The following is an 18,746-nucleotide window of genomic DNA, read 5'->3' on the forward strand; positions in this document are numbered from 1 at the left end:
GCCCTGAGTGCGGATTCTGGCCGTCGATACCTGCGCCAAAAGCTGCAGCGTCGCCGTGACCGATGCCGGGTGCCTTGAAGGCGAGGTGTTCACCCGCCGCCGGCAGACCCACTCCCGGCATCTGATGCGCATGGTCGACATGGTCCTCGAAATCTCGGGCATGACCATGGGGGAGATCGACGCCTTTGCGGTGACCCGGGGGCCGGGCAGCTTTACGGGCCTCCGCATCGGGATCAGCGCGGTCAAGGGGATGGCCCTGGCCGGCCGAAAACCGGTGGTGGGCGTTTCGAGCCTGGAGGCCCTGGCCTGGCCGATGGCGATGCAGGGCGGCCTTGTCTGCGCGATTCTGGATGCCGGAAAAGGGGAGGTCTACAGCGCTTCCTATCGGTTCCCCGAAGCGCCCTCCCGAGGGGATGCCGCATCCCCCCCGCCCGATCCGTCCTCCCGCACGATATCCGACGAGAGGGCGCTTTCGCCCCAAGACCTCCTGGCGGGGATTTCCGGGCCCTGCACCTTTGTCGGGGACGGTGTCCGCGCATACGCCGGGATGATCGCGGACCGCATGGGGAACCTGGCCCGATTCCCGTCCGACGAACACCACGACATCCGGGCCTCCGCGGCGGCGCGTCTGGCCCTTCTCCGCCTGAACCGGGGCGGTGGCGACGGCGTCGATGTCCTCGTTCCGAGATACATTCGGAGATCGGACGCCGAACTCGGCCTTGGGAAGGCGCAGGCGCCCTGAACCCTATCGTTTTGATTGACAATGCACCATGATTTCACTATAAAGGGCAGGTCGTCCGAGAATCCTATGGATCGTAAACGAAATGAATTGAACCATCTTGCTTGCCTTTTTGCGTTGCGCCAAAGGCCGAACAGGTAAAGTATGCGACCTTTGGCGAACCTTGAAGACGACCCAAAATCCGGCGCAATCTTGGCCCGATTCATTTCGTTTACGATTCTAACCTACAAAAGGCTCTGCCAAAGGCTCTATTGATGGAAGAATTTGTCTGGCCGGACCCCCCGGAACAGACGGCGTTTCCCGTAGCAAAAGCCGGGTATCCGTTCATATTTTCGGCCGCATTTGCTACGGCTGTTTTTGCGTTGCTGGGGCTTGTCGTGCCCGCCCTTCTGGGATTGTTTGCGACCCTGTGTATCTGCTGCTTCTTCAGGGACCCCGACCGGGTGGTCCCGAATGTGGAGGGCGGCGTCGTGTCGCCCGCCGACGGCAAGGTGATCTTTGTCGGTCCGGTTGCCGAAAATCCGTTTATGGAAGGCCCGGCACTGAAAATCAGCGTCTTCATGACCGTCTTCAACGTTCACGTCAACCGGGTTCCGGTCGAAGGAAGGATTGCGGACGTCGTCTATCATCCCGGGAAATTTTTCTCCGCCAATCTGGACAAGGCCTCGGACGACAACGAGCGAAATGCCGTCATTCTGGAAACCAGCCGGGGGGAGCGGATCTGTTTCGTACAGATCGCCGGCCTGATCGCCCGCCGCATCATCTGCCATGTGAAGCAAGGGGATACGGTGCGCAAGGGGCAGCGGTTCGGCCTGATCTGCTTCGGCTCCCGGCTGGACGTTTACCTTCCGGCGGGTGCGGTGCCGCGTGTCCAGGCCGGAGACAAGGTGCAGGCGGGAACCTCCCTCCTGGGGAGCCTGATCTGACGCGCCTGGCCCGTTGCCCCCGGCCAGACGTGATTGAATGGATCCTTCACCTCTTGTGACACCCCGGAGGGCCGAAACCGATATGGCCGCGTCAGGGGCGTCGCCCGGCATTTGTTTGCTGAATAAGACGTTGTCCGGTTAGGTTTTAAGCGTCATTTGACGATTAAAACCTAAATATTTTTTATAGAGATACAAGCTGTGGACTGACGGAAATTCCGTTGCAACATTCACCCAAAACTCATGAGCGGAACGACCGGCGGCCGCCGCGCCTGAGCATTCAACATTTACACCCTAGGAGTACTGATTTGGAACGCATACCCATTACCAGAGAAGGATACGAGTCCCTCAAACGAGAGCTGGAAATATTGAAGTCCGTTGATCGACCCCGGAACATCAAGGCTATCGAGGAAGCCAGGGCCCATGGGGACCTCTCCGAAAATGCGGAGTTCGATGCCGCCAAGGACCGGCAGGCCTTTATCGAGGGAAGGATCAGCGAACTGGGATTCAAGCTGGGTAATGCTGAAATCATAGACACCGATACCCTCTCCAAGGACCGCGCGGTCTTCGGGTGCAGGGTGGTTCTGGAAAATGTCGATACCGGCGAGGAGGTCCGCTATCAATTGGTCGGCCCGGATGAGTCGGATATCGAGAACGGAAAGATATCCGTCGTATCCCCCCTGGGAAAGGCCATCATCGGCAAGACGCCGGGTGATGAGGTCGTCCTCACCGCCCCGGGCGGCAAGCGATGTTACGAGATTGTTGAAATTTTATAACCCGTATCCGGCCTCTTGACGGGAGGACGGCAGAAGTGGGAGAGTATCGTGGCGCGAATTACCATTGAAGATTGCCTGAACCGCGTTCCAAACCGGTTCAAACTGGTGCATATGGTTGCCAAGAGGGTCCGGCAGATCCGGGAGGGGTCGGAGTATCTGGTCAACTCTCCGAAAAATGAGGATATCGTCGTCGCTTTGCGGGAGATTGCCGCGGCAAAGGTGTTTATCAAGAAAGAGGCCGACAAGGATTAGATGGCGCGGCACAGCTACAAGGTCTTGAAGCGTTCGGTGGGGAAGGCGCTGCACCTTTACGACATGATCGCGGATGGCGACCGGTTGACGGTCGGCATCTCCGGAGGCGCCGACAGCCTCACGATGCTGTGGTTCCTGAAAGACCGGCTGGCCCGCGTCCCCATTCACTACGAAATCTTTGCCGTCTATGTCGATCCCGGTTTTGAAGACGGTTTCAGCGATGCCCTGGCCTGCTACTGCGACGGGATGGGAACCCCGCTGCGCGTTGAACACACCGATTACGGCCTGTTGAGCCACAGTGACCACAATCGGGAAAATCCATGTTTCTTATGTTCACGCCTGCGCCGAAAAAGACTCTTTGAGGTGGCGGACGAACTCGGGTGCCGGAAGCTGGTGTTGGGGCATAACAAGGACGATATCATCGAGACCCTGTTCCTCAATATATGCTACGCCGGTGAGATCAGCACGATGCTCCCGGTTCAGCCTTTATTCGGAGGCGATTTTTCGGTGATCCGGCCGCTGGCGTTTTCGGACGAAGAGATGATCCGGCGGTTTGCAACGGACATGGCTTTCCCGGAATTCATCAATTCCTGCCCGAGCGCCGCGAGTTCCAAGCGGGCGGAGATCAAGGCGATGCTGGAGACCCTCTATCGGTCGAACCGAAAAATCAAGGGGAACATTTTTCGGGCGATGAGCCGCGTGAAGCCGGACTATCTGTTACAACCGGGGCCGCAGAAAAACGCGTTGCGAAGCCCCGACAGCGTTTCCCGAAGCATGCATGGATGATGATAGACATTCAAAGCCAGCGGGATGACCGCAACATACCCATCGACAAGGTCGGCATCAAGAACCTCCGGTATCCCATTACCGTGCGGGATCGCAGGAACGGACGCCAGCATACGGTTGCCAGCATCAACATGTACGTGGATCTGCCCGGTAAATACAAGGGAACCCACATGAGCCGCTTCGTGGAACTGCTCCATATCATCCGCCCGGAAATATCCCTTGACAAGTTCGCCAATATCCTGGCGCAGATGAAGGCCCACCTGGACGCGGCGTCCGCCCACATCGAGATTGCGTTTCCCTATTTCATCGAAAAAAAAGCCCCGGTGAGCGATTCCCCGGGGCTTCTTGACTATTCCTGCAAGCTCATCGGCGTGAGTGAATCATCGGGCCGGATCGATATCGTTTCGGAGGTGATTGTTCCGATCTCTTCCGTATGCCCGTGCTCCAAAGAGATCAGCGATGTCGGCGCCCACAACCAGCGCGGCGAGGTGCGCCTCAGGACCCGCTTCAAACGCTTCATCTGGATCGAGGATATGATCGAGCTGGTGGAGGGGTGCGCCTCCTGCGAGATCTATTCGGTCCTGAAACGGGTGGATGAAAAATGCGTCACGGAGCGGGGGTACAACAACCCCAAATTCGTGGAGGACGTGGTCCGGGATATCGCGGCCAAGCTCCTGGACGACAGCAACATTACATGGTTTTCCGTCAGCGCCGAAAATTTTGAATCCATCCACAATCACAGCGCCTATGCGTCCATCACCCGCGGCCGGAGCCCCGACCCGGACGTGCGCGGCATCCCCTAATTTGCACCCCCGAGCAGCCGGGCCAGCCCGGACACGACCGGTTCGGGGCGTTTTCCCGGGGTGTTCAGCATCACCACGAAGGGCGAAAGCCCGCCGCCCGCCCCCCGGATATACCCCGCGCGGGTCCGGACGCCCGAGAGGCTGCCTGTTTTGAAATAGACCCCGTCCTCCTCGCGCAGGAGATGGTGATGGGGCGTGAACGCCGCCAGTATCCTCATCATGCACGCCGCCGTGATCCGGTTCTCCCTCGATATGCCCGAGCCCTCGGCGATCCGGATGTCATCCCTGTTCAGCACCGTCCGAATGTAGGCATCGGCGGCCGAGACGCCGTTGCGAAGGGTGCCCGGCGGGCCTTTCGCCGCGATTCCGGCCGTAATCAGGAGCTGGTTGGCCATGAAGTTGTTGGAATGCATCAGGAGCCGTTCGATGATCTCATCGAGGGTGAACACCGAGGTGTAACGGTAGAGGAGCCGGTCCCGGCCGGTCTCCACGGTTCCTTTTTTCACCGCGCCCGTGGATGCCGCCCCCGCATCGGCCAGGAACCTCCGGAACAGGTGACCGGCGTACAGGGTCGACTCGCCGTTCTCCGCAGAGAGGACGATCCGCCCCTCGCTCAGACCCGTTTTCCGGATCCGGCCATGGATGAACGGGACGATGGGGGTCTGGGGCTCGGCGCTGACATACCCCCTTCCGGACCTCTTGAAGTTGACGGTATTGAAGTTGACCGATAGGGCGCCGCAGGGCGCATCGTAGGGATTGACGGTGTCGGTCACGCCGGGAATGGTGACGGTGCTGAAATAGGATCCGTCAACGATCAGGTCGTTGAATTCGCGGGTGCGCTCCGCGACGTTTTTGCATATCTCCCGGATCACCTCCGAGATCAGGAGCGGATCGCCGTATCCCTTGATTGCAAGGTTGTTCCGGCTGTCCAGATAGACCTCGGTTTTATAGCGATGCCCCGGGCCCAGATAGTGCCGGGCCACGAGGGCCGTCAGGATCTTGAGCGTGGAGGCCGGCAAGAGCATCTTGTCGGCATGGATGCTCAGGACCGTCCTGCCCTCGGGGTCGGCCGCCACGAGTGCGTCGGCCTCTCCGATGAGGCGGCCGATGTCCCTTCCGGCGGGGATGCCGGGGGAAGCGGCCGCCGAAGGCGGGACGCTCCGGCCCCATGGAAGGGTGATGCCGGCCGCCAGGATCAGGAGGAAGATCAGGTGCCGGATCAATCCGCCGCCTCCTCCAGGAGCAGCTCCCGGGCAACGGCCAGATCGTATACGGCCGTCGGGTCGAGACCTCCGGATTTCCGGGTATACATGGCGGTGGCCGCCTTGACGGCGGCAAACGGGACCCATCCGTGCTGCTCCCAGAGGGCCGCGTCTTCGGCGCTCCAGAGCCTGAAACAGATGTCCGGGCCGGTCTTTCGGACATACATGTGAATCCTTGGATTCTGAGGGTATGGAAGATAGTAGACCCCTCTGTTATCTTTCATCGGTGTACGTTCCTTTCTGCAATGCTTTTTTCTTGACCATCAGAAGCCCGGGACTCTTGTGGAGGTACATGAGCGTCGAATCGCATCCGGCGTCGATGAACCGCCGTTCCAGGGCGTCGAAGAGAACCGGCCTGTCCGGCCATGTGAAGGCTTTTTTTTCCTCGATCAGCCCGCGCCATCGCTTTTCGCATGCGGGGGTGCCGGAAAAAATCTCGATTTTGGCATGATCGCAGAGAAACATTTCGCATACGATCGGTTTGAGGCGCCACAAACAGCCCCGTTCACCCAGATAAACGCACTTGAATCCGACATGGGGGGCTTCGAGCACCCGGATCAGGGCTGCGATCTCCGGGTCTTTTGAGAGCAGGGCGTTGATGACGACATCGGCGAAAAAGGTGATGATGCCGTCTTTGGAACAGCATGCGCTCAGGCGGCTTTCGTAGCATTTCCGGCTGCAGATGCGGCCGAAATGTTCCGCCAGAAACCGCTCCGTGCGTTGCCGGAAATCGAGGTAATCCGAAAGGCCGGCGCGGAGGCACTGCCGCTCTGCCTCGGAGAGGGCGGCCAGGTGGTTTATCACCGTTTTCAGGCCGGTCAGTTGCTCTGCTTGATAGTCGCTCATGGCGCGCCAGAATATGAAAAAAATGATTGCAAGTCAAGCGCGCGCCTCCTATAGTCCAAATATCCCGGGCGCTGATGCCGATGGAGGACATAACGCCGGCAGGCCGGTGCGCCGGGTGCCCGTTCGGCGGTCCATCGAAACGGCGCCGTGAACCCGTTTGGGGGAGTTCTGCGCATGACGGTCATCTGGAAAAGGCTGTCCGGCCGGAGAGGAACACCCGTTATCGGGCTGGCCCTGTGCCTCCTCGCGGGGGCTCTGGCATCATCGGCGGCCCCCGGCTTCCGGGGGGGCGGGTCCGGCCGCGTCACCCATTCGTTCGTCCATACGAAGACCCATTACACCTTCGAGGGCCGCTTTGACGCCAGGGCCGATCTGGATTGCCTGCTGCATATCTTTTATGACTACGACCACTTCAAGGCACTCATGAGCCACGTCAAGGACATCCGCCTCGACCGGGAGGGGGATGCCTGGTATGAAGTGACCTATACCTATCGAAATTTCTTCTATGAAGCCGTTTCCACCTTCCGCCGCACCATGGACCCGAAGAGCGGCCGCGTCCGGGACGATCTGGTACGCGTCCGCCAGAAGGGCATCGTCGCGCCCGAAATTCATTCCATCCGCGGCTACTATCGGCTGACGCCCCGGGGCGACGGGGTTCGGGTCACCTTCCACCAGGAGGGGGAGATGGAGGCCGCGCTCCTGGGCGGGTTCTATTTCGGTTTTGCCGAACGCGAAGCGGCGGCCTTCATGGAGAGGGTGATGACCTACGCCGGAGAGGTGTGCAGCGCAACACCCCAGGGGTCCGGGCAGGCCACGGAAAGGAGATGATCATGGAGAGCGCATCCGGAAAGGTCTTTCGATACCATGAGGAAACCAAGCACCATTTTCACCGGTATGCCCGCTCCGCAGGCTCTCTGGACTGGCGAAACCAGCCCGACCCGTTCCGGGTCTATGCGGGCGCGGCGCGCTTTGCGCTCCCGCTGCTCCGGGAGGACCCCCGGGCCGGCTGCATGGCCCTCTATGACCGGGCGGACACGCCGGCCCAGGCGGCTGATGCCGGGACGCTGGGGGCCTTTTTCGAGCTTTCCCTGGGGCTTTCGGCCTGGAAGACCGCCGGCGGGAGCCGATGGTCCCTCCGGATGAATCCCTCCTCCGGGAATCTCCATCCCACCGAAGCGCACCTCGTCTGGCCGGGAGCGGCGGACCTTCCGGCCGGCGTCTATCATTACCATCCCTTCCACCATATGCTGGAGCGGCGGATGGCCCTTCCCGAAGCGTTGGGAATCGAGATAGGCAAGGCGCTGGGGTCCGGCGCCTTCATGGTCGGCGTGAGCAGCATCTTCTGGCGGGAATCCTGGAAATACGGGGAGCGGGCCTTCCGCTACTGCCTTCTGGACGCGGGGCATGCCCTGGCGGCCCTGAGCTTTTCCGCGGCCCTTCTGGGGTGGCGGGTGACGGCCCTGAACGGGCTCACCGACGAGGCGGTCGCAGCCCTCCTGGGGTTTGACCGGACGGCATGGCCGGAGCTTGCCGAGGAGCATCCGGAGCTGCTGTGCGCGGTCCACCCGGCCGACACCGAGGCGCCCCGGGGGCTCCCCCCCGCGATCATTGCGGCGTTCCCGGAGGTTCCCATCGCCGGAAGCCCCAATCCCCTCAGCGGGCGCGCCGTCAACTGGGAGATCATTTACGAGGCAGCGGCCGCCACCCGAAAGACCACGGACGGGGGTCTCGAGGCCGGCCCCCTCCCCGATCGGCCGTTCATCGACGCGCCGCACCCGGCCCTTTCGGCCGCCGCCGTCATTCGAAGGCGGCGGAGCGCCACGGCCTACCATGCCGGAAAGGGCATCGACCGGGAGGTTTTTTTCGGGATCCTGGATAAAACCCTGCCCCGCCGGGCCTGCGCCCCCTTCGACCTCGGGGCCGCAAAGCCTTCCGTGGATCTTCTCCTGTTCGTCCATCAGGTGATGGGCCTGGAGCCGGGCCTCTATTATCTCCTGCGGACGACGGATGATCCCGCTCCCATGGCGGCGCTTGCGTCCCCGGATCTCCCTTGGACGCCCGCCTGCACCCACCTGCCGCTTTATCTATTGAGGTCCGGGGATTTCAGGAACACGGCCGCCAAGGTGAGCTGCCATCAAGACATTGCGGGCGACGGTGTTTTTTCCTTGGGGATGATCGCGGAATTCAGGAAGGCGGTGGCGGCGGACCCCCATATTTACCGCCGGCTTTTCTGGGAGAGCGGGATGATCGGCCAGGTCCTCTATCTGGAGGCCGAGGCCGCGGGAATCCGCGGAACGGGCATCGGGTGCTATTTCGACGATGCGGTTCACGGGCTTTTGGGTATGGCGGACGATCGCCGCCAGAGTCTCTACCATTTCACCGCGGGCGTCCCCGTGGAGGACCGGCGGCTGGGGTCCCTGCCCCCCTACGGCCACCTCGAGGCCGCCCGTCGGGCCGGATCTGTCTGATCTGGCGGGCCTGAAGGGTCCGGTCTTGGATGCGGATCAATTCCTGGAGGAGGACCGGGCGTGCATCGCTTCGGTTTCCCCGAGGGGCTGGATAATGGATTCGATCGGGCTGTCCGGCCCGGCGCAGATCTCCTGGATCAGCTTTCTTTTCAGGGCAAGGAACTCATCCGCATCGATGGCCCCCTCCTTTTTCATCCGAACGAGGGCCTGGAGTTGGTCGAACGCGTTCCGGGACGGCGGCTCCCCGGTCATGTCGGGGAGGAGCGCGGCCGGGCCCCCGGGTCCCATGAGGGCCTCGGGATGCCGCCTTCCGCCGCAGGAGAAACTCATGAGGCCGTTGAACAGCTCTATCTGTACCTGTTGGCCCCGCCCGGCGCGCCCGGCGGCGTCCCGAAAGGCGGCCCCGCCGTCCGCCCGCATCCTCCGGAAGAGCCGCAGCCCGAGTTTTCCGGTGAAAAAGAGGACCAGCCCCCCGAGCAGGATGCCCGAAGCCAGGATCAGGTACCTGAAATCGAGTACCCCCTTGATCAGCACCACCACGAAGGTCCCCAGGAGGGGGATCCCGAACAGTGCGATGAGGATGACGTAGAACAGCCCCAGGTTGGACATCATGTACAACTGGCGCTTCATGTATTCGCCGCGCACCTCTTCGGTGCCGTGTTCGATTTTCATCATAAACTCCTTTGCTGAACTTGATAAACAGTATACCGTCGGCGGCCGGGAAGAATCAACCGATTTTATCGGCAAGGGGAAGGGGCGTCTATGGAGGCGACGGAAATCGCTGCGGTCAGGGCCGCACTCATTCAATGGTACCTGGAAAACCGGCGGGGTCTTCCCTGGCGGGAGACGACGGACCCTTACGGGATCTGGGTCTCCGAGGTGATGCTTCAGCAGACCCGCGTGGACACGGTCATTCCGTATTACCGGCGGTTCATGGCCCGGTTTCCCACGGCGGCACATCTGGCGGCGGCCGATCTCCAGGAGGTTCTCAAGCTGTGGGAGGGGCTGGGATACTATGCCCGCGCCCGAAACCTCCATCAGGCGGCCCAATCCGTGGCGACGGATCACGGCGGGCTCCTTCCGGACGACCCCGGGGCCTTCCGGAAGCTTAAGGGCGTGGGGGAATATATCGCCGCGGCCGTCATGAGCATCGCCTTCGGCCGCCCCCATGCGGTGGTGGACGGCAACGTCAAGCGGGTGCTGGCCCGGCTGTTTCTGGTGGAGGCTCCGGTGAACGGCCGCGACGCCAACCCCGTTTTTGAAAAAGCGGCGCGTTCACTCCTCGACACGGCGGACCCCGGCCGCTCGAACCAGGCGATGATGGAGCTGGGCGCCCTGGTCTGCCGGCCCAGGAAGCCCCTCTGCGGGGCCTGCCCGGTCAGCCGGTTCTGCCGGGCCTATCTCACGGGGCAGGTCGAGGCCTATCCCGTGCGGGTCCGGAAACCGCCGGTCCCCACCCGCGCCATGGCGGCGGGGGTGATCCATAAAGACGGGAAAATCCTGATCACCCAGATCCCGCCGGAAGGGCTCCTGGGGGGGCTCTGGGAGTTTCCCGGAGGGGCTGTCGAAAACGGGGAAGACGCACGCGCGGCGTGCATCCGGCACATCCTCGATCGGACCGGGCTTTCGGTGGCGGGCTGCAGGCACCTGGGGCGGGTCCGGCACGCCTACAGCCATTTCAAGGTCGTCGTGGATCTTTTTGACTGCCGCTGGCGTTCCGGGGCGGTCCGGCTCAACGGCCCCGCCGATTTTCGCTGGATCGGCCTGGCGGAGCTGGCGCGCTACCCCCTCCCCAAGACCCATCACAAGTTCATGCCGCTCCTGCAGCAGGATGCCTGAACGCCGTTTGCCATGCAATTCATTGGGATGGACCCGGTCCGTCGTCTGGAAGGCGGATGAGATAGAGGCGTCGGTGGAGGTGCAAAACCGGCAGCGTGTATTGGACCATTTCGATGGCGATCGCGCCCTCGGCAAGGGCTTCCTCCTCTGCCGCCGTCATCTCCTCCCCGGAGATTTCCCCTTTCATGGCGACCAGGAGGCCCCCCGGCGCAAGCAGGGGCCGGGCCATCCGGATGAAGTCGGCAAGGGCGGTGAGGGCCCGGCAGATGATGACGTCGAAGCCTCGGGCCATCCCCGGCAGCGTTGCCAGGGCCTCCGCCCGGATGTGACGGGCCTCGATGCCCGAGAGCCCCAGGGTCCGGATGACATAGCCCAGGAAACTCGCCTTCTTGCGGACGCCGTCGATCAGGGTCACCGACAGGGAGGGGTCCATGATCTTGAGCGGCATGCCCGGGAATCCGCCGCCGGAGCCGATGTCCAGGACCGACGCCCCCGACGGGACATGGCGGGAGGGGGCGATGGCATCGAGAAAGTGCTTGACGGCCACCTCCTCGGGCGCGGTGATGGCCGTCAGGTTGGTCGTCCGGTTCCAGTCGAGGAGGGCCCGGGCATGCCGGGCGAAGCCCTCCGCCTGCCCGGGGGATACGGTCATGCCCATTTGGGCCGCGCCGGCCTGGATCAGGTCCAGCCAGGCCCGTGATCCGATCTCCACGGCGGCCTACACCTCGGGCGACCGGACCCTGGTCTTGGGTTTGTCCGGGTCGTCGAAATTCATGAGGATCACGTAGTCGCTGCTGCTCGAAATGATCTTGGCGTTGGGATACCGCTGTTTGAACACATGGATCATGGCCGAGTTTTCCCTCAGGGTCGTCGCGACAAACCCCTTGTAGTCGTTTTCCAGGGCGATGATCTCGAGCTGCTCCAGGATGTAGGAGGCGATGCCCATGCCCTGGTGATCCTCCCGGACCACGAATGCGACCTCGGCCCGGTCGTCTTCGGCTTCGGCGTAGGAGCCGATGGCGATGATCTCCTGGTGGCGCTTCTTGTGGACCAGCCCGATGAGGGACATGTTCTTCTTGTAGTCCACGCTGGCATACTGCTTCTGGAGCACCTCATGGGAAAAGACCTTCATTTTGTAAAAGAATCGGTAATAGACGGTCTTTTCCTGGAGGCTGTAATAAAAATTCCGGTAGGCGAATTCATCGGAGGGGAAGAGGGGTCGGAAGAGGACGGTTTTTCCGTTTTTCAGCTCCAGGGTGGTCTTGTACCCCTCGAGGAAGATGAGGTCCTCCTGGGCGGGCGGCAATTGGTCCGAGAAGATGTAGCGCTTGTTCTTGGCCGATTCAACAAGCTCCTCCCGGAATTTAGGGTGGGCGATCTGGGTCAGCTCCATGGCCCGCTGGTAGATGCTCTTCCCCTGGAGCTCGGCGATGCCGTATTCGGTGATGACGATATCGACGTCGGCACGGGTCGTCGCGACGCCGGCCCCCTCGCTCAGATTGGGGACGATCCGGGAAATCTTTCCGTTCTGGGCGGTGGAGGGGAGGGCGACAATGGAAAATCCGCCTTTGGACATGGCCGCCCCCCGGAGGAAGTCGACCTGGTCGCCGATGCCGCTGTAAAAGAGGTTGCCCATGGAGTCCGAACAGACCTGGCCGGTCAGGTCGATCTCGAGGGCCGAACTGATGGAGATGAAGTTGTCGTTCCGGGCGATGACGGTGGGGTCGTTGACGTAGTCGGAGGACCGGAAATAGAACATGGGATTGTTGTGGACGTACTCGTAGAGCTTTCTGGATCCCATGCAGAGGGAAGCCACCACCCGTCCGGGGATCAGGGTCTTCTTCTTGTTGGTGATGGCCTTTTTTTCCAGGAGGGGCAGAAGACCGTCCGTGATGACCTGGGTGTGGACGCCCAGGTCCTTCTTCTTGTGGAGATACGGCAGGATGGTGTTGGGCAGGTGCCCGAAACCCACCTGGATGGTTGCCTCGTCCTCCACCACCTGGGAAACGTACATGCCGATGCGGCGCGTGACCTCGTTTTCCTTGGGCAGGGATGACATTTCCACGATGTCCTCTTCATGGAGGACGATATAGTCGAGCTCGTCGATGTGAACGAAGCTGTCCCCCCAGGTCTTGGGCATATTGGGGTTGATCTGGGCGATGACCAGTTTTGCGTTTTCCATCCCCGACCGGGTGATGTCGACGGAAACGCCCAAGCTGCAGTATCCGAATTTATCCGGAGGGCTCACCTGGATGATGGCCACGTCCAGCCCGATGCGCTTGCTGAAAAAGAGCGTCGGAATCTGGGAGAGATAGGTGGGGATATAGTCGATCTTCCCCTCGAAGGCCGCTTTCCGCATGGATCGGCTGATAAAGAAGAGCTTGAGGGAAAAGCGCCTCAAAAACATCTCGTCATTCACGTAATCGGAGAGGGTGGAAGAGAGCATCTGGTAGATCATGATGTCCTGCATGCTCATGTCTTCCACCATGGTCCGGATGAGGTGCTGCGGCTCTCCGCAGCCGGTGCCGATAAATACCCGGCTGCCCCGCCGGATCTTTGAAATGGCCTTCTCGGCGGTGACGACCTTCTGGGGGCAAAATTCGCGTACGTCCATCCAGTGTGTTCTCCTTTACTGCAGTATATTTGGGATCTGTTTCATTCGGATTGTCAAGTGGGATTCGGGGGCCATCACATCTTAAAACGGGAAAATAGTCAAGAAGGCTCTTTTGGTCTGACCTGTTTTTCATTTTTCATGACGCCCGAAGCCTTTACGATCCGGATTCCGGGGGGCGGTGCCGGCCTTCTGACCAGAATATCGTAAAAAGCGCGGGTATCATTCTTGACACATTATAACAATTTATTTAAATTGAACTGTTTAATGGAAGAGCAGACTGGAATATCCATCCGAGATCGGCCGCCCGCGGCCCCTGAGGGGATGCGGCAGCGGTCGGACCGCAACCGGACGGCGCGTGCGGTCGATGCTCGATCCCTAAACCAACTGCAGAAATCGGAACTTATTGATGCACGGAAATATCCCTGCCGCCGGGTGGTGGCTGCCGGGCGAAAAACCGCCTGAAACCGGAAATGATGCGCTGAAAAGAGCCTTGTTTGAGGTCAACCAACCGATCGTCCTAGTGCCGAAGGCCGGCAGGCCCGCCGTGGCGGCGGGCGGGCGGGTGATCCTGAGCGGGGTTGCGCCCGATGACGCCGCTGCGGTGCCGATCCTCGCGTACGTGCCGCCGCTTCATCCAGGCCGCCTCGGGGACCCCGACTTCAGGCGGGAGAACGGGCTTGATTACGCCTATGTGGCCGGGGCCATGGCCAACGGCATCACCTCGGTGGAGATGGTGGAGGCGGTGGGCCGGGCCGGGATGCTCAGCTTTTTCGGCGCCGCAGGGCTTTCCATCGAAGCCGTCGAACAGGCAGTCGACCGTCTGCAGGAGCGGATGCGGGGCGTCCCCTTCGGCGTGAACCTCATCCACAGCCCCAGCGAACCCGACCACGAGGCCGCGACCGTCGATCTCTTCCTCCGGAAAGGGGTGAAGCTCATCAGCGCCTCCGCTTACCTGGGGCTGACTTTGCCCCTCCTGCACTACCGGGTGAAGGGCATCCGCCGGAATGAAAAGGGCGCGGTCGTCTGTTCCAATCGCTTGGTGGCCAAGGTTTCCCGCGTGGAGGTGGCCGAGAAATTCCTCTCCCCGCCGCCGGAGAAGATGCTGGCAAAGCTGGTGGCACAGGGAAAGATCACCCCGGAGGAGGCCCATCTGGCCCGACTGGTGCCGGTGGCCGACAGTCTGACCGCCGAGGCGGACTCCGGAGGCCACACGGACAACCGTCCCGCGCTGGCGCTCCTTCCCACCCTCATGGCCGTCCGGGACCGGCTGATGGAAGCCCACGGCTACGGCAGGCCCATCCATGTCGGGCTGGGGGGCGGCATCGCCACGCCCGAATCGGCGGCGGCGGCCTTCGCCATGGGTGCCGCCTATGTCCTGACCGGGTCGGTCAACCAGGCCTGCCTGGAGGCCGGAACCTCCGACAGGGTCCGCGAGATGCTGGCCGAGGCGAGGCAGGCTGACGTGGCCATGGCGCCTGCGGCCGACATGTTCGAGATGGGGGTGAAGGTTCAGGTGCTCAAGCGGGGGACCATGTTCGCGCAGAGGGCCGCCAAACTCTATGACCTCTACACCCGGTACGACCGCTATGACGCCGCCCCCCCCGACCAGCGGGCCATCCTGGAGAAAGACTTTTTCCGGTCCGGCTTCGACGAGGCATGGGAGGCGACCCGGGCCTTCTTCGAGCACCGGGACCCGCGGCAGAACCTCCGGGCCGAGCGGGACGCCAGACACAAGATGGCGCTGGTCTTCCGGTCCTACCTGGGGCGGTCCTCCGGCTGGGCGACGGCGGGCGACCCCACGCGGGTGATCGACTACCAGATCTGGTGCGGCCCGGCCATGGGGGCCTTCAACGAGTGGACCCGGGGGACTTTTCTGGAGCGGCCCGCAAACCGCAGGACCGTGACGGTGGCCCTCAACCTGTTGATGGGCGCATCCGTCATCACCCGCGTGAGCTGGCTCCGGAATCAGGGTGTTCCCGTGCCTCATGCCCTTTCGAGATACGCGCCGCTCCCCCTTTCGGACCTGACCGCCATTCTCGGATAGATTTCTATTAATTTCAAAATATTCAAGGTTAACGGAATTGACAGAAGATTACACACCCAACAGACAAGATGTTCCCATCGCCGTCATCGGCATGGGTTGCCTGTTTCCCAAGGCCCCCGGACTGAAGGAATACTGGCGGCTGATCGCCCGGGGCCAGGATGCCATCGACGAGGTGCCCGGGACCCACTGGTCGCCGTCCGACTACTTCCACCCGGACCCCAAACGCCCGGATCACGTCTATTGCACCCGGGGCGGCTACCTCACCCCCGTCTCCTTCGATCCGACGGAATTCGGTATCCCGCCGGCCTCCCTCGAGGCGACCGACACCTCCCAGCTCCTGGGGTTGCTGGCGGCGCGTATCGCCCTGGAGGATGCGGGGTACGGGAGCGGCCGGGAATTCAACCATGACAAGACCAGCGTCATCCTGGGGGTCACCGGCACCCAGGAGCTGGTGATTCCCCTGGGGGCCCGGCTGGGCCATCCCATCTGGCGACGCGCTCTTGCGGCGTCGGGGATCTCCCCGGAGAAGACGGCGGAGGTGATCGAGCGGATCGCGGACGGCTATGTCCCCTGGCAGGAAAACTCCTTTCCCGGGCTCCTCGGGAACGTGGTGGCCGGACGGATCTCCAACCGGCTCAACCTCGGGGGCACCAACTGCGCTGTGGACGCGGCCTGCGCCAGCTCCATGAGCGCCATGCACATGGCCGTCATGGAGCTCCGGACCGGCCGTTCGGAGATGGTGCTGACCGGCGGCGTGGACACCCTCAACGACATCTTCATGCACATGTGTTTCTCCAAAACCCCGATCCTCTCCCCCACGGGGGACGTGCGCCCCTTTTCCGGCAGCGCCGACGGCTCGATCCTGGGGGAGGGCGTGGGGCTTCTGGTGTTCAAGCGCTTTTCCGACGCCCTGCGCGACGGCGACCGGGTCTACGCCGTGATCAAGGGCCTGGGGTCCGGGAGCGACGGGCGGTCGAGCAGTATCTATGCCCCCCGGCCCGAGGGTCAGATGAAGGCCCTGCGGTCGGCCTACCGGGAGGCGGGGGTCTCTCCCGGCACCGTCGAGCTGATCGAGGCCCACGGCACCGGCACCCGCGTCGGGGATGAGGTCGAATTCAGCGCCCTGCAGCAGGTCTTCACCCAGGATTCGGAAGGCGGCGGGGACCGGAGAAACTGGTGCGCCATCGGCACCGTGAAGTCGATGATCGGCCACACCAAGGCCGCGGCGGGGGCGGCCGGCGTGATCAAGGCGGTGCTTTCCCTCTATCACCGGGTCCTGCCGCCCACCCTCAAGGCCGAGGAACCCGATCCCCGGCTCAATATCGACGAGAGCCCCTTCTACCTGTCCACCAGCGTCCGGCCGTGGCTGTCGAACGGGCGTCATCCGCGCCGTGCGGGCGTCAGCTCCTTCGGGTTCGGCGGCAGCAATTTTCACATGGTCCTCGAGGAATCCCCTGCGGAGGAGCGCGGGGTCGCCTGGGACGGCTCCGTGGAGATCTTCGCCCTTTCCGGGAGCACCCGGGAAGAGATCGCCCAACGGCTTTCCGGGTTTCAGGGTGACGTCGGCGGCATGGCCGAAGAGGAGATCTCGGCACTCGCGGCCCGAAGCCGGGCGGAATTCTCCGCGGGATCCCCCCATCGGCTGCTTCTGGTCATCGAAAAGACCCTGGACCGCTTCGACAACCTGGCGGGCGTGTTTTCGGAGGCCCTGGATGCCCTGAAACACAACTTCAAAGAGACCATCTGGAACGTCCAGAACATCTTCTACGGCGGCCCTGTCGGCGATTTCGGCAAACTGGCCTTTGTCTTCCCGGGGCAGGGGAGCCAGTACGTCGGCATGGGGCGCGACCTGGTCTGCCGCTTCCCCGAAGCCATGAAGGTCATGGAGATGGCCAACACCGCCGTGGGAATGGTCGGATGGCTGGGGGACCGGGTTTATCCCCGGCCCGCCCGCGGCGCAGCCGATCGGGAGGCCCAGGAAGACCGGCTGCGGCGGACCGAGGCGGCCCAGCCGGCCATCGGCGCGGTCAGCCTGGCCATGGCAAAGGTCCTCCAGCGCTTCGGCCTGATGCCCGACAGCGTCTGCGGCCACAGTTTCGGCGAACTCACGGCCCTCTGCGCCGCGGGATGGATCGACGGCAAGACCTTTCTGGAGCTGGCCTTCATCCGGGGCAAGCTCATGGGGGCGGCAGGCGAAGCCGGGGCCGGCGCCATGGCCGCGGTGAAAGCGCCCCTCGAGGAGATCGACCGGCTGATCCGGGAGCGCAAACTGGACGTGGTGCTCGCCAACCGGAACACCCCGGAGCAGGGGGTGATCTCGGGTGCCGTCGCGGCCGTTGAAGAGGCCGAGGAGGTCTGCCGGATCCTGGGGATTCCCACCCGGCGTCTTCCCGTTTCCGCCGCGTTTCACAGTCCCTTGATGGAAGCGGCCCGGGCGCCGTTTGCCGAGGCCGTCGGCCGGATCCAGATCCACCCCACCGGCACCCATGTCTTTTCCAACGCCACGGGCGGAGCCTACCCCGTCGACCCCGATCGGGCCGGGAAGCTCCTGGCCGAGCAGATCCTCTCCCCGGTCGATTTCGTCCGGGAGATCAAGACCCTCTGGGACGCCGGGGTCCGGACCTTTGTGGAGGTCGGACCGAAATCGGTCCTGAGCGGCCTCATCCGGCAGATCCTAAAGGGGCTCCATGTCCACGCCCTTCCCATGGATGCCTCGTCGGGGAAACGGTTCGGCATCGTCGACCTGGCCCGGCTCCTCTGCCATCTGGCGGTCCTGGGCCATGCGGCAGCCCTGGACCAGTGGGAGGAAAAAGCGCCCAAAAGGCGGAAGCAGCGGATGAGCATCCCCCTGTCCGGGGCCAACTACCGCCAGCCGTCCAAAAAGAAGCGGCCATCGCAGGCCGGGGAAACCCGCCCGGTTTTCGAACGGACGGCCCCAGAGGAAAACAGCATCAACGTGAATACTGACACCCAACAGGCATCGCCTGACCAACACCCACCGGCCATGGCCGCACCCGCCCGATACGGGCCGGATACTACGCGTGCAGGAAATGAAAAACCCATGAACACGAAAAAAGAACACCCGTCCCCCGTATGGCGCAATTCCGTCGGGGGAACCCTCTCTGACGCATTCAGGGTGGTCCAGGAGGGTCTGAGATCCATGCAGGCCCTCCAGATGCAGACCGCCGAGACGCATAAACGATTTCTGGAAACCCAGTCCCAGGCCAACCGGACGATCCAGGAGATGATGGAGAGCACCCGTCACCTCGCGGAAGCCTCCCTTCGCGGGATGCCGGCGGAGCGTCTCCATCCTGTCGCGCCTTTGCCCCAGGCCGTTCCGGCGGTTCAGCCGACCCTGCCTCCCGCCGCGCCGCCGCCACACCGGCCGGCGCCC

Annotated in this window: 17 protein-coding genes; 11 read left to right on the plus strand and 6 right to left on the minus strand. The window is 62.8% G+C overall.

Translation table 11 applies throughout. The features are described from left to right. The first annotated feature begins 7 nt into the window (after positions 1–7). The 6 genes from tsaB (at position 8) to folE2 (ending at position 4,279) form a co-directional block, all read left to right on the plus strand. Entirely contained in the window at positions 8–742 is a 735-nt protein-coding gene (gene tsaB / locus ACEW8N_RS04230) for a tRNA (adenosine(37)-N6)-threonylcarbamoyltransferase complex dimerization subunit type 1 TsaB (protein WP_373498555.1), read from the plus strand. A 251-nt stretch (positions 743–993) separates the two neighbouring features. Beyond that, on the plus strand, positions 994–1,665 hold the full coding sequence (locus tag ACEW8N_RS04235) for a phosphatidylserine decarboxylase family protein (protein WP_373498556.1): 672 nt from the start codon (positions 994–996) through the stop codon (positions 1,663–1,665). Between the two features lie 305 nt (positions 1,666–1,970). Then, positions 1,971–2,438: a transcription elongation factor GreA gene (gene greA / locus ACEW8N_RS04240; RefSeq protein ID WP_373498557.1), complete on the plus strand. Its 468-nt coding sequence runs from the start codon at positions 1,971–1,973 to the stop codon at positions 2,436–2,438. A 48-nt stretch (positions 2,439–2,486) separates the two neighbouring features. Continuing rightward, positions 2,487–2,690, plus strand: coding sequence for a DNA-directed RNA polymerase subunit omega (rpoZ, locus tag ACEW8N_RS04245; RefSeq protein ID WP_373498558.1), 204 nt, complete (start codon positions 2,487–2,489; stop codon positions 2,688–2,690). Continuing rightward, on the plus strand, positions 2,691–3,476 hold the full coding sequence (locus tag ACEW8N_RS04250; RefSeq protein WP_373498559.1) for an ATP-binding protein: 786 nt from the start codon (positions 2,691–2,693) through the stop codon (positions 3,474–3,476). Continuing rightward, positions 3,476–4,279 (plus strand): GTP cyclohydrolase FolE2, encoded by an 804-nt coding sequence (gene folE2, locus ACEW8N_RS04255; protein WP_373498572.1) that lies wholly within the window; start codon positions 3,476–3,478, stop codon positions 4,277–4,279. Before ACEW8N_RS04250 ends, folE2 begins: the two co-directional genes overlap by 1 nt. Here folE2 and ACEW8N_RS04260 read toward each other — a convergent pair. The 3 genes from ACEW8N_RS04260 to ACEW8N_RS04270 are packed head-to-tail and all read right to left on the minus strand — an operon-like array spanning position 4,276 to position 6,387. After that, positions 4,276–5,502, minus strand: a complete 1,227-nt coding sequence (locus ACEW8N_RS04260; RefSeq protein ID WP_373498560.1) for a D-alanyl-D-alanine carboxypeptidase/D-alanyl-D-alanine-endopeptidase — start codon at positions 5,500–5,502, stop codon at positions 4,276–4,278. The two genes, folE2 and ACEW8N_RS04260, sit on opposite strands and share 4 nt — an antisense overlap. Further along, the gene (locus tag ACEW8N_RS04265) at positions 5,499–5,765 is read right to left on the minus strand and encodes a hypothetical protein (RefSeq protein WP_373498561.1); all 267 of its coding nucleotides are present in this window, start codon (positions 5,763–5,765) and stop codon (positions 5,499–5,501) included. Before ACEW8N_RS04265 ends, ACEW8N_RS04260 begins: the two co-directional genes overlap by 4 nt. Continuing rightward, positions 5,755–6,387: a hypothetical protein gene (locus tag ACEW8N_RS04270; protein WP_373498562.1), complete on the minus strand. Its 633-nt coding sequence runs from the start codon at positions 6,385–6,387 to the stop codon at positions 5,755–5,757. The genes ACEW8N_RS04265 and ACEW8N_RS04270 overlap by 11 nt, the downstream gene beginning before the upstream one ends. A gap of 174 nt (positions 6,388–6,561) precedes the next feature. Between ACEW8N_RS04270 and ACEW8N_RS04275 the strand changes: the two genes are divergently transcribed. Further along, positions 6,562–7,215: a hypothetical protein gene (locus ACEW8N_RS04275; protein WP_373498563.1), complete on the plus strand. Its 654-nt coding sequence runs from the start codon at positions 6,562–6,564 to the stop codon at positions 7,213–7,215. A 2-nt stretch (positions 7,216–7,217) separates the two neighbouring features. Next, positions 7,218–8,855: a SagB/ThcOx family dehydrogenase gene (locus ACEW8N_RS04280; protein ID WP_373498564.1), complete on the plus strand. Its 1,638-nt coding sequence runs from the start codon at positions 7,218–7,220 to the stop codon at positions 8,853–8,855. Positions 8,856–8,891: 36 nt separating this feature from the next. Here ACEW8N_RS04280 and ACEW8N_RS04285 read toward each other — a convergent pair whose 3' ends face one another. After that, positions 8,892–9,530 carry a hypothetical protein gene (locus ACEW8N_RS04285; RefSeq protein WP_373498565.1) on the minus strand — a complete coding sequence of 213 codons (639 nt, stop codon included), beginning with the start codon at positions 9,528–9,530 and terminating at the stop codon, positions 8,892–8,894. Positions 9,531–9,617: 87 nt separating this feature from the next. Between ACEW8N_RS04285 and mutY the strand changes: the two genes are divergently transcribed. Continuing rightward, entirely contained in the window at positions 9,618–10,694 is a 1,077-nt protein-coding gene (gene mutY, locus ACEW8N_RS04290) for an A/G-specific adenine glycosylase (protein ID WP_373498566.1), read from the plus strand. A gap of 19 nt (positions 10,695–10,713) precedes the next feature. Here mutY and rsmG read toward each other — a convergent pair whose 3' ends face one another. Next, positions 10,714–11,406 (minus strand): 16S rRNA (guanine(527)-N(7))-methyltransferase RsmG, encoded by a 693-nt coding sequence (gene rsmG, locus ACEW8N_RS04295; protein WP_373498567.1) that lies wholly within the window; start codon positions 11,404–11,406, stop codon positions 10,714–10,716. Between the two features lie 6 nt (positions 11,407–11,412). Further along, positions 11,413–13,308 (minus strand): GNAT family N-acetyltransferase, encoded by a 1,896-nt coding sequence (locus ACEW8N_RS04300; protein ID WP_373498568.1) that lies wholly within the window; start codon positions 13,306–13,308, stop codon positions 11,413–11,415. A 406-nt stretch (positions 13,309–13,714) separates the two neighbouring features. Between ACEW8N_RS04300 and ACEW8N_RS04305 the strand changes: the two genes are divergently transcribed. Beyond that, on the plus strand, positions 13,715–15,352 hold the full coding sequence (locus tag ACEW8N_RS04305; RefSeq protein WP_373498569.1) for a PfaD family polyunsaturated fatty acid/polyketide biosynthesis protein: 1,638 nt from the start codon (positions 13,715–13,717) through the stop codon (positions 15,350–15,352). A 37-nt stretch (positions 15,353–15,389) separates the two neighbouring features. Continuing rightward, the coding region (locus ACEW8N_RS04310; protein ID WP_373498570.1) for a beta-ketoacyl synthase N-terminal-like domain-containing protein at positions 15,390–18,746 on the plus strand (3,357 nt) is incomplete at its 3' end.

Source organism: Desulfococcus sp. (assembly GCF_041737845.1).
GTDB lineage: Bacteria > Desulfobacterota > Desulfobacteria > Desulfobacterales > Desulfococcaceae > Desulfococcus.

Coding starts and splice junctions, on each gene's coding strand:
- ACEW8N_RS04280 (WP_373498564.1), top strand. CDS start 7,218: ATGGAGAGCGCATCCGGAAAGGTCTTTCGATACCATGAGGAAACCAAG.
- ACEW8N_RS04305 (WP_373498569.1), top strand. CDS start 13,715: ATGCACGGAAATATCCCTGCCGCCGGGTGGTGGCTGCCGGGCGAAAAA.
- ACEW8N_RS04275 (WP_373498563.1), top strand. CDS start 6,562: ATGACGGTCATCTGGAAAAGGCTGTCCGGCCGGAGAGGAACACCCGTT.
- ACEW8N_RS04285 (WP_373498565.1), bottom strand. CDS start 9,530: ATGATGAAAATCGAACACGGCACCGAAGAGGTGCGCGGCGAATACATG.
- ACEW8N_RS04270 (WP_373498562.1), bottom strand. CDS start 6,387: ATGAGCGACTATCAAGCAGAGCAACTGACCGGCCTGAAAACGGTGATA.
- ACEW8N_RS04250 (WP_373498559.1), top strand. CDS start 2,691: ATGGCGCGGCACAGCTACAAGGTCTTGAAGCGTTCGGTGGGGAAGGCG.
- ACEW8N_RS04265 (WP_373498561.1), bottom strand. CDS start 5,765: ATGAAAGATAACAGAGGGGTCTACTATCTTCCATACCCTCAGAATCCA.
- ACEW8N_RS04235 (WP_373498556.1), top strand. CDS start 994: ATGGAAGAATTTGTCTGGCCGGACCCCCCGGAACAGACGGCGTTTCCC.
- ACEW8N_RS04300 (WP_373498568.1), bottom strand. CDS start 13,308: ATGGACGTACGCGAATTTTGCCCCCAGAAGGTCGTCACCGCCGAGAAG.
- folE2 (WP_373498572.1), top strand. CDS start 3,476: ATGATAGACATTCAAAGCCAGCGGGATGACCGCAACATACCCATCGAC.
- mutY (WP_373498566.1), top strand. CDS start 9,618: ATGGAGGCGACGGAAATCGCTGCGGTCAGGGCCGCACTCATTCAATGG.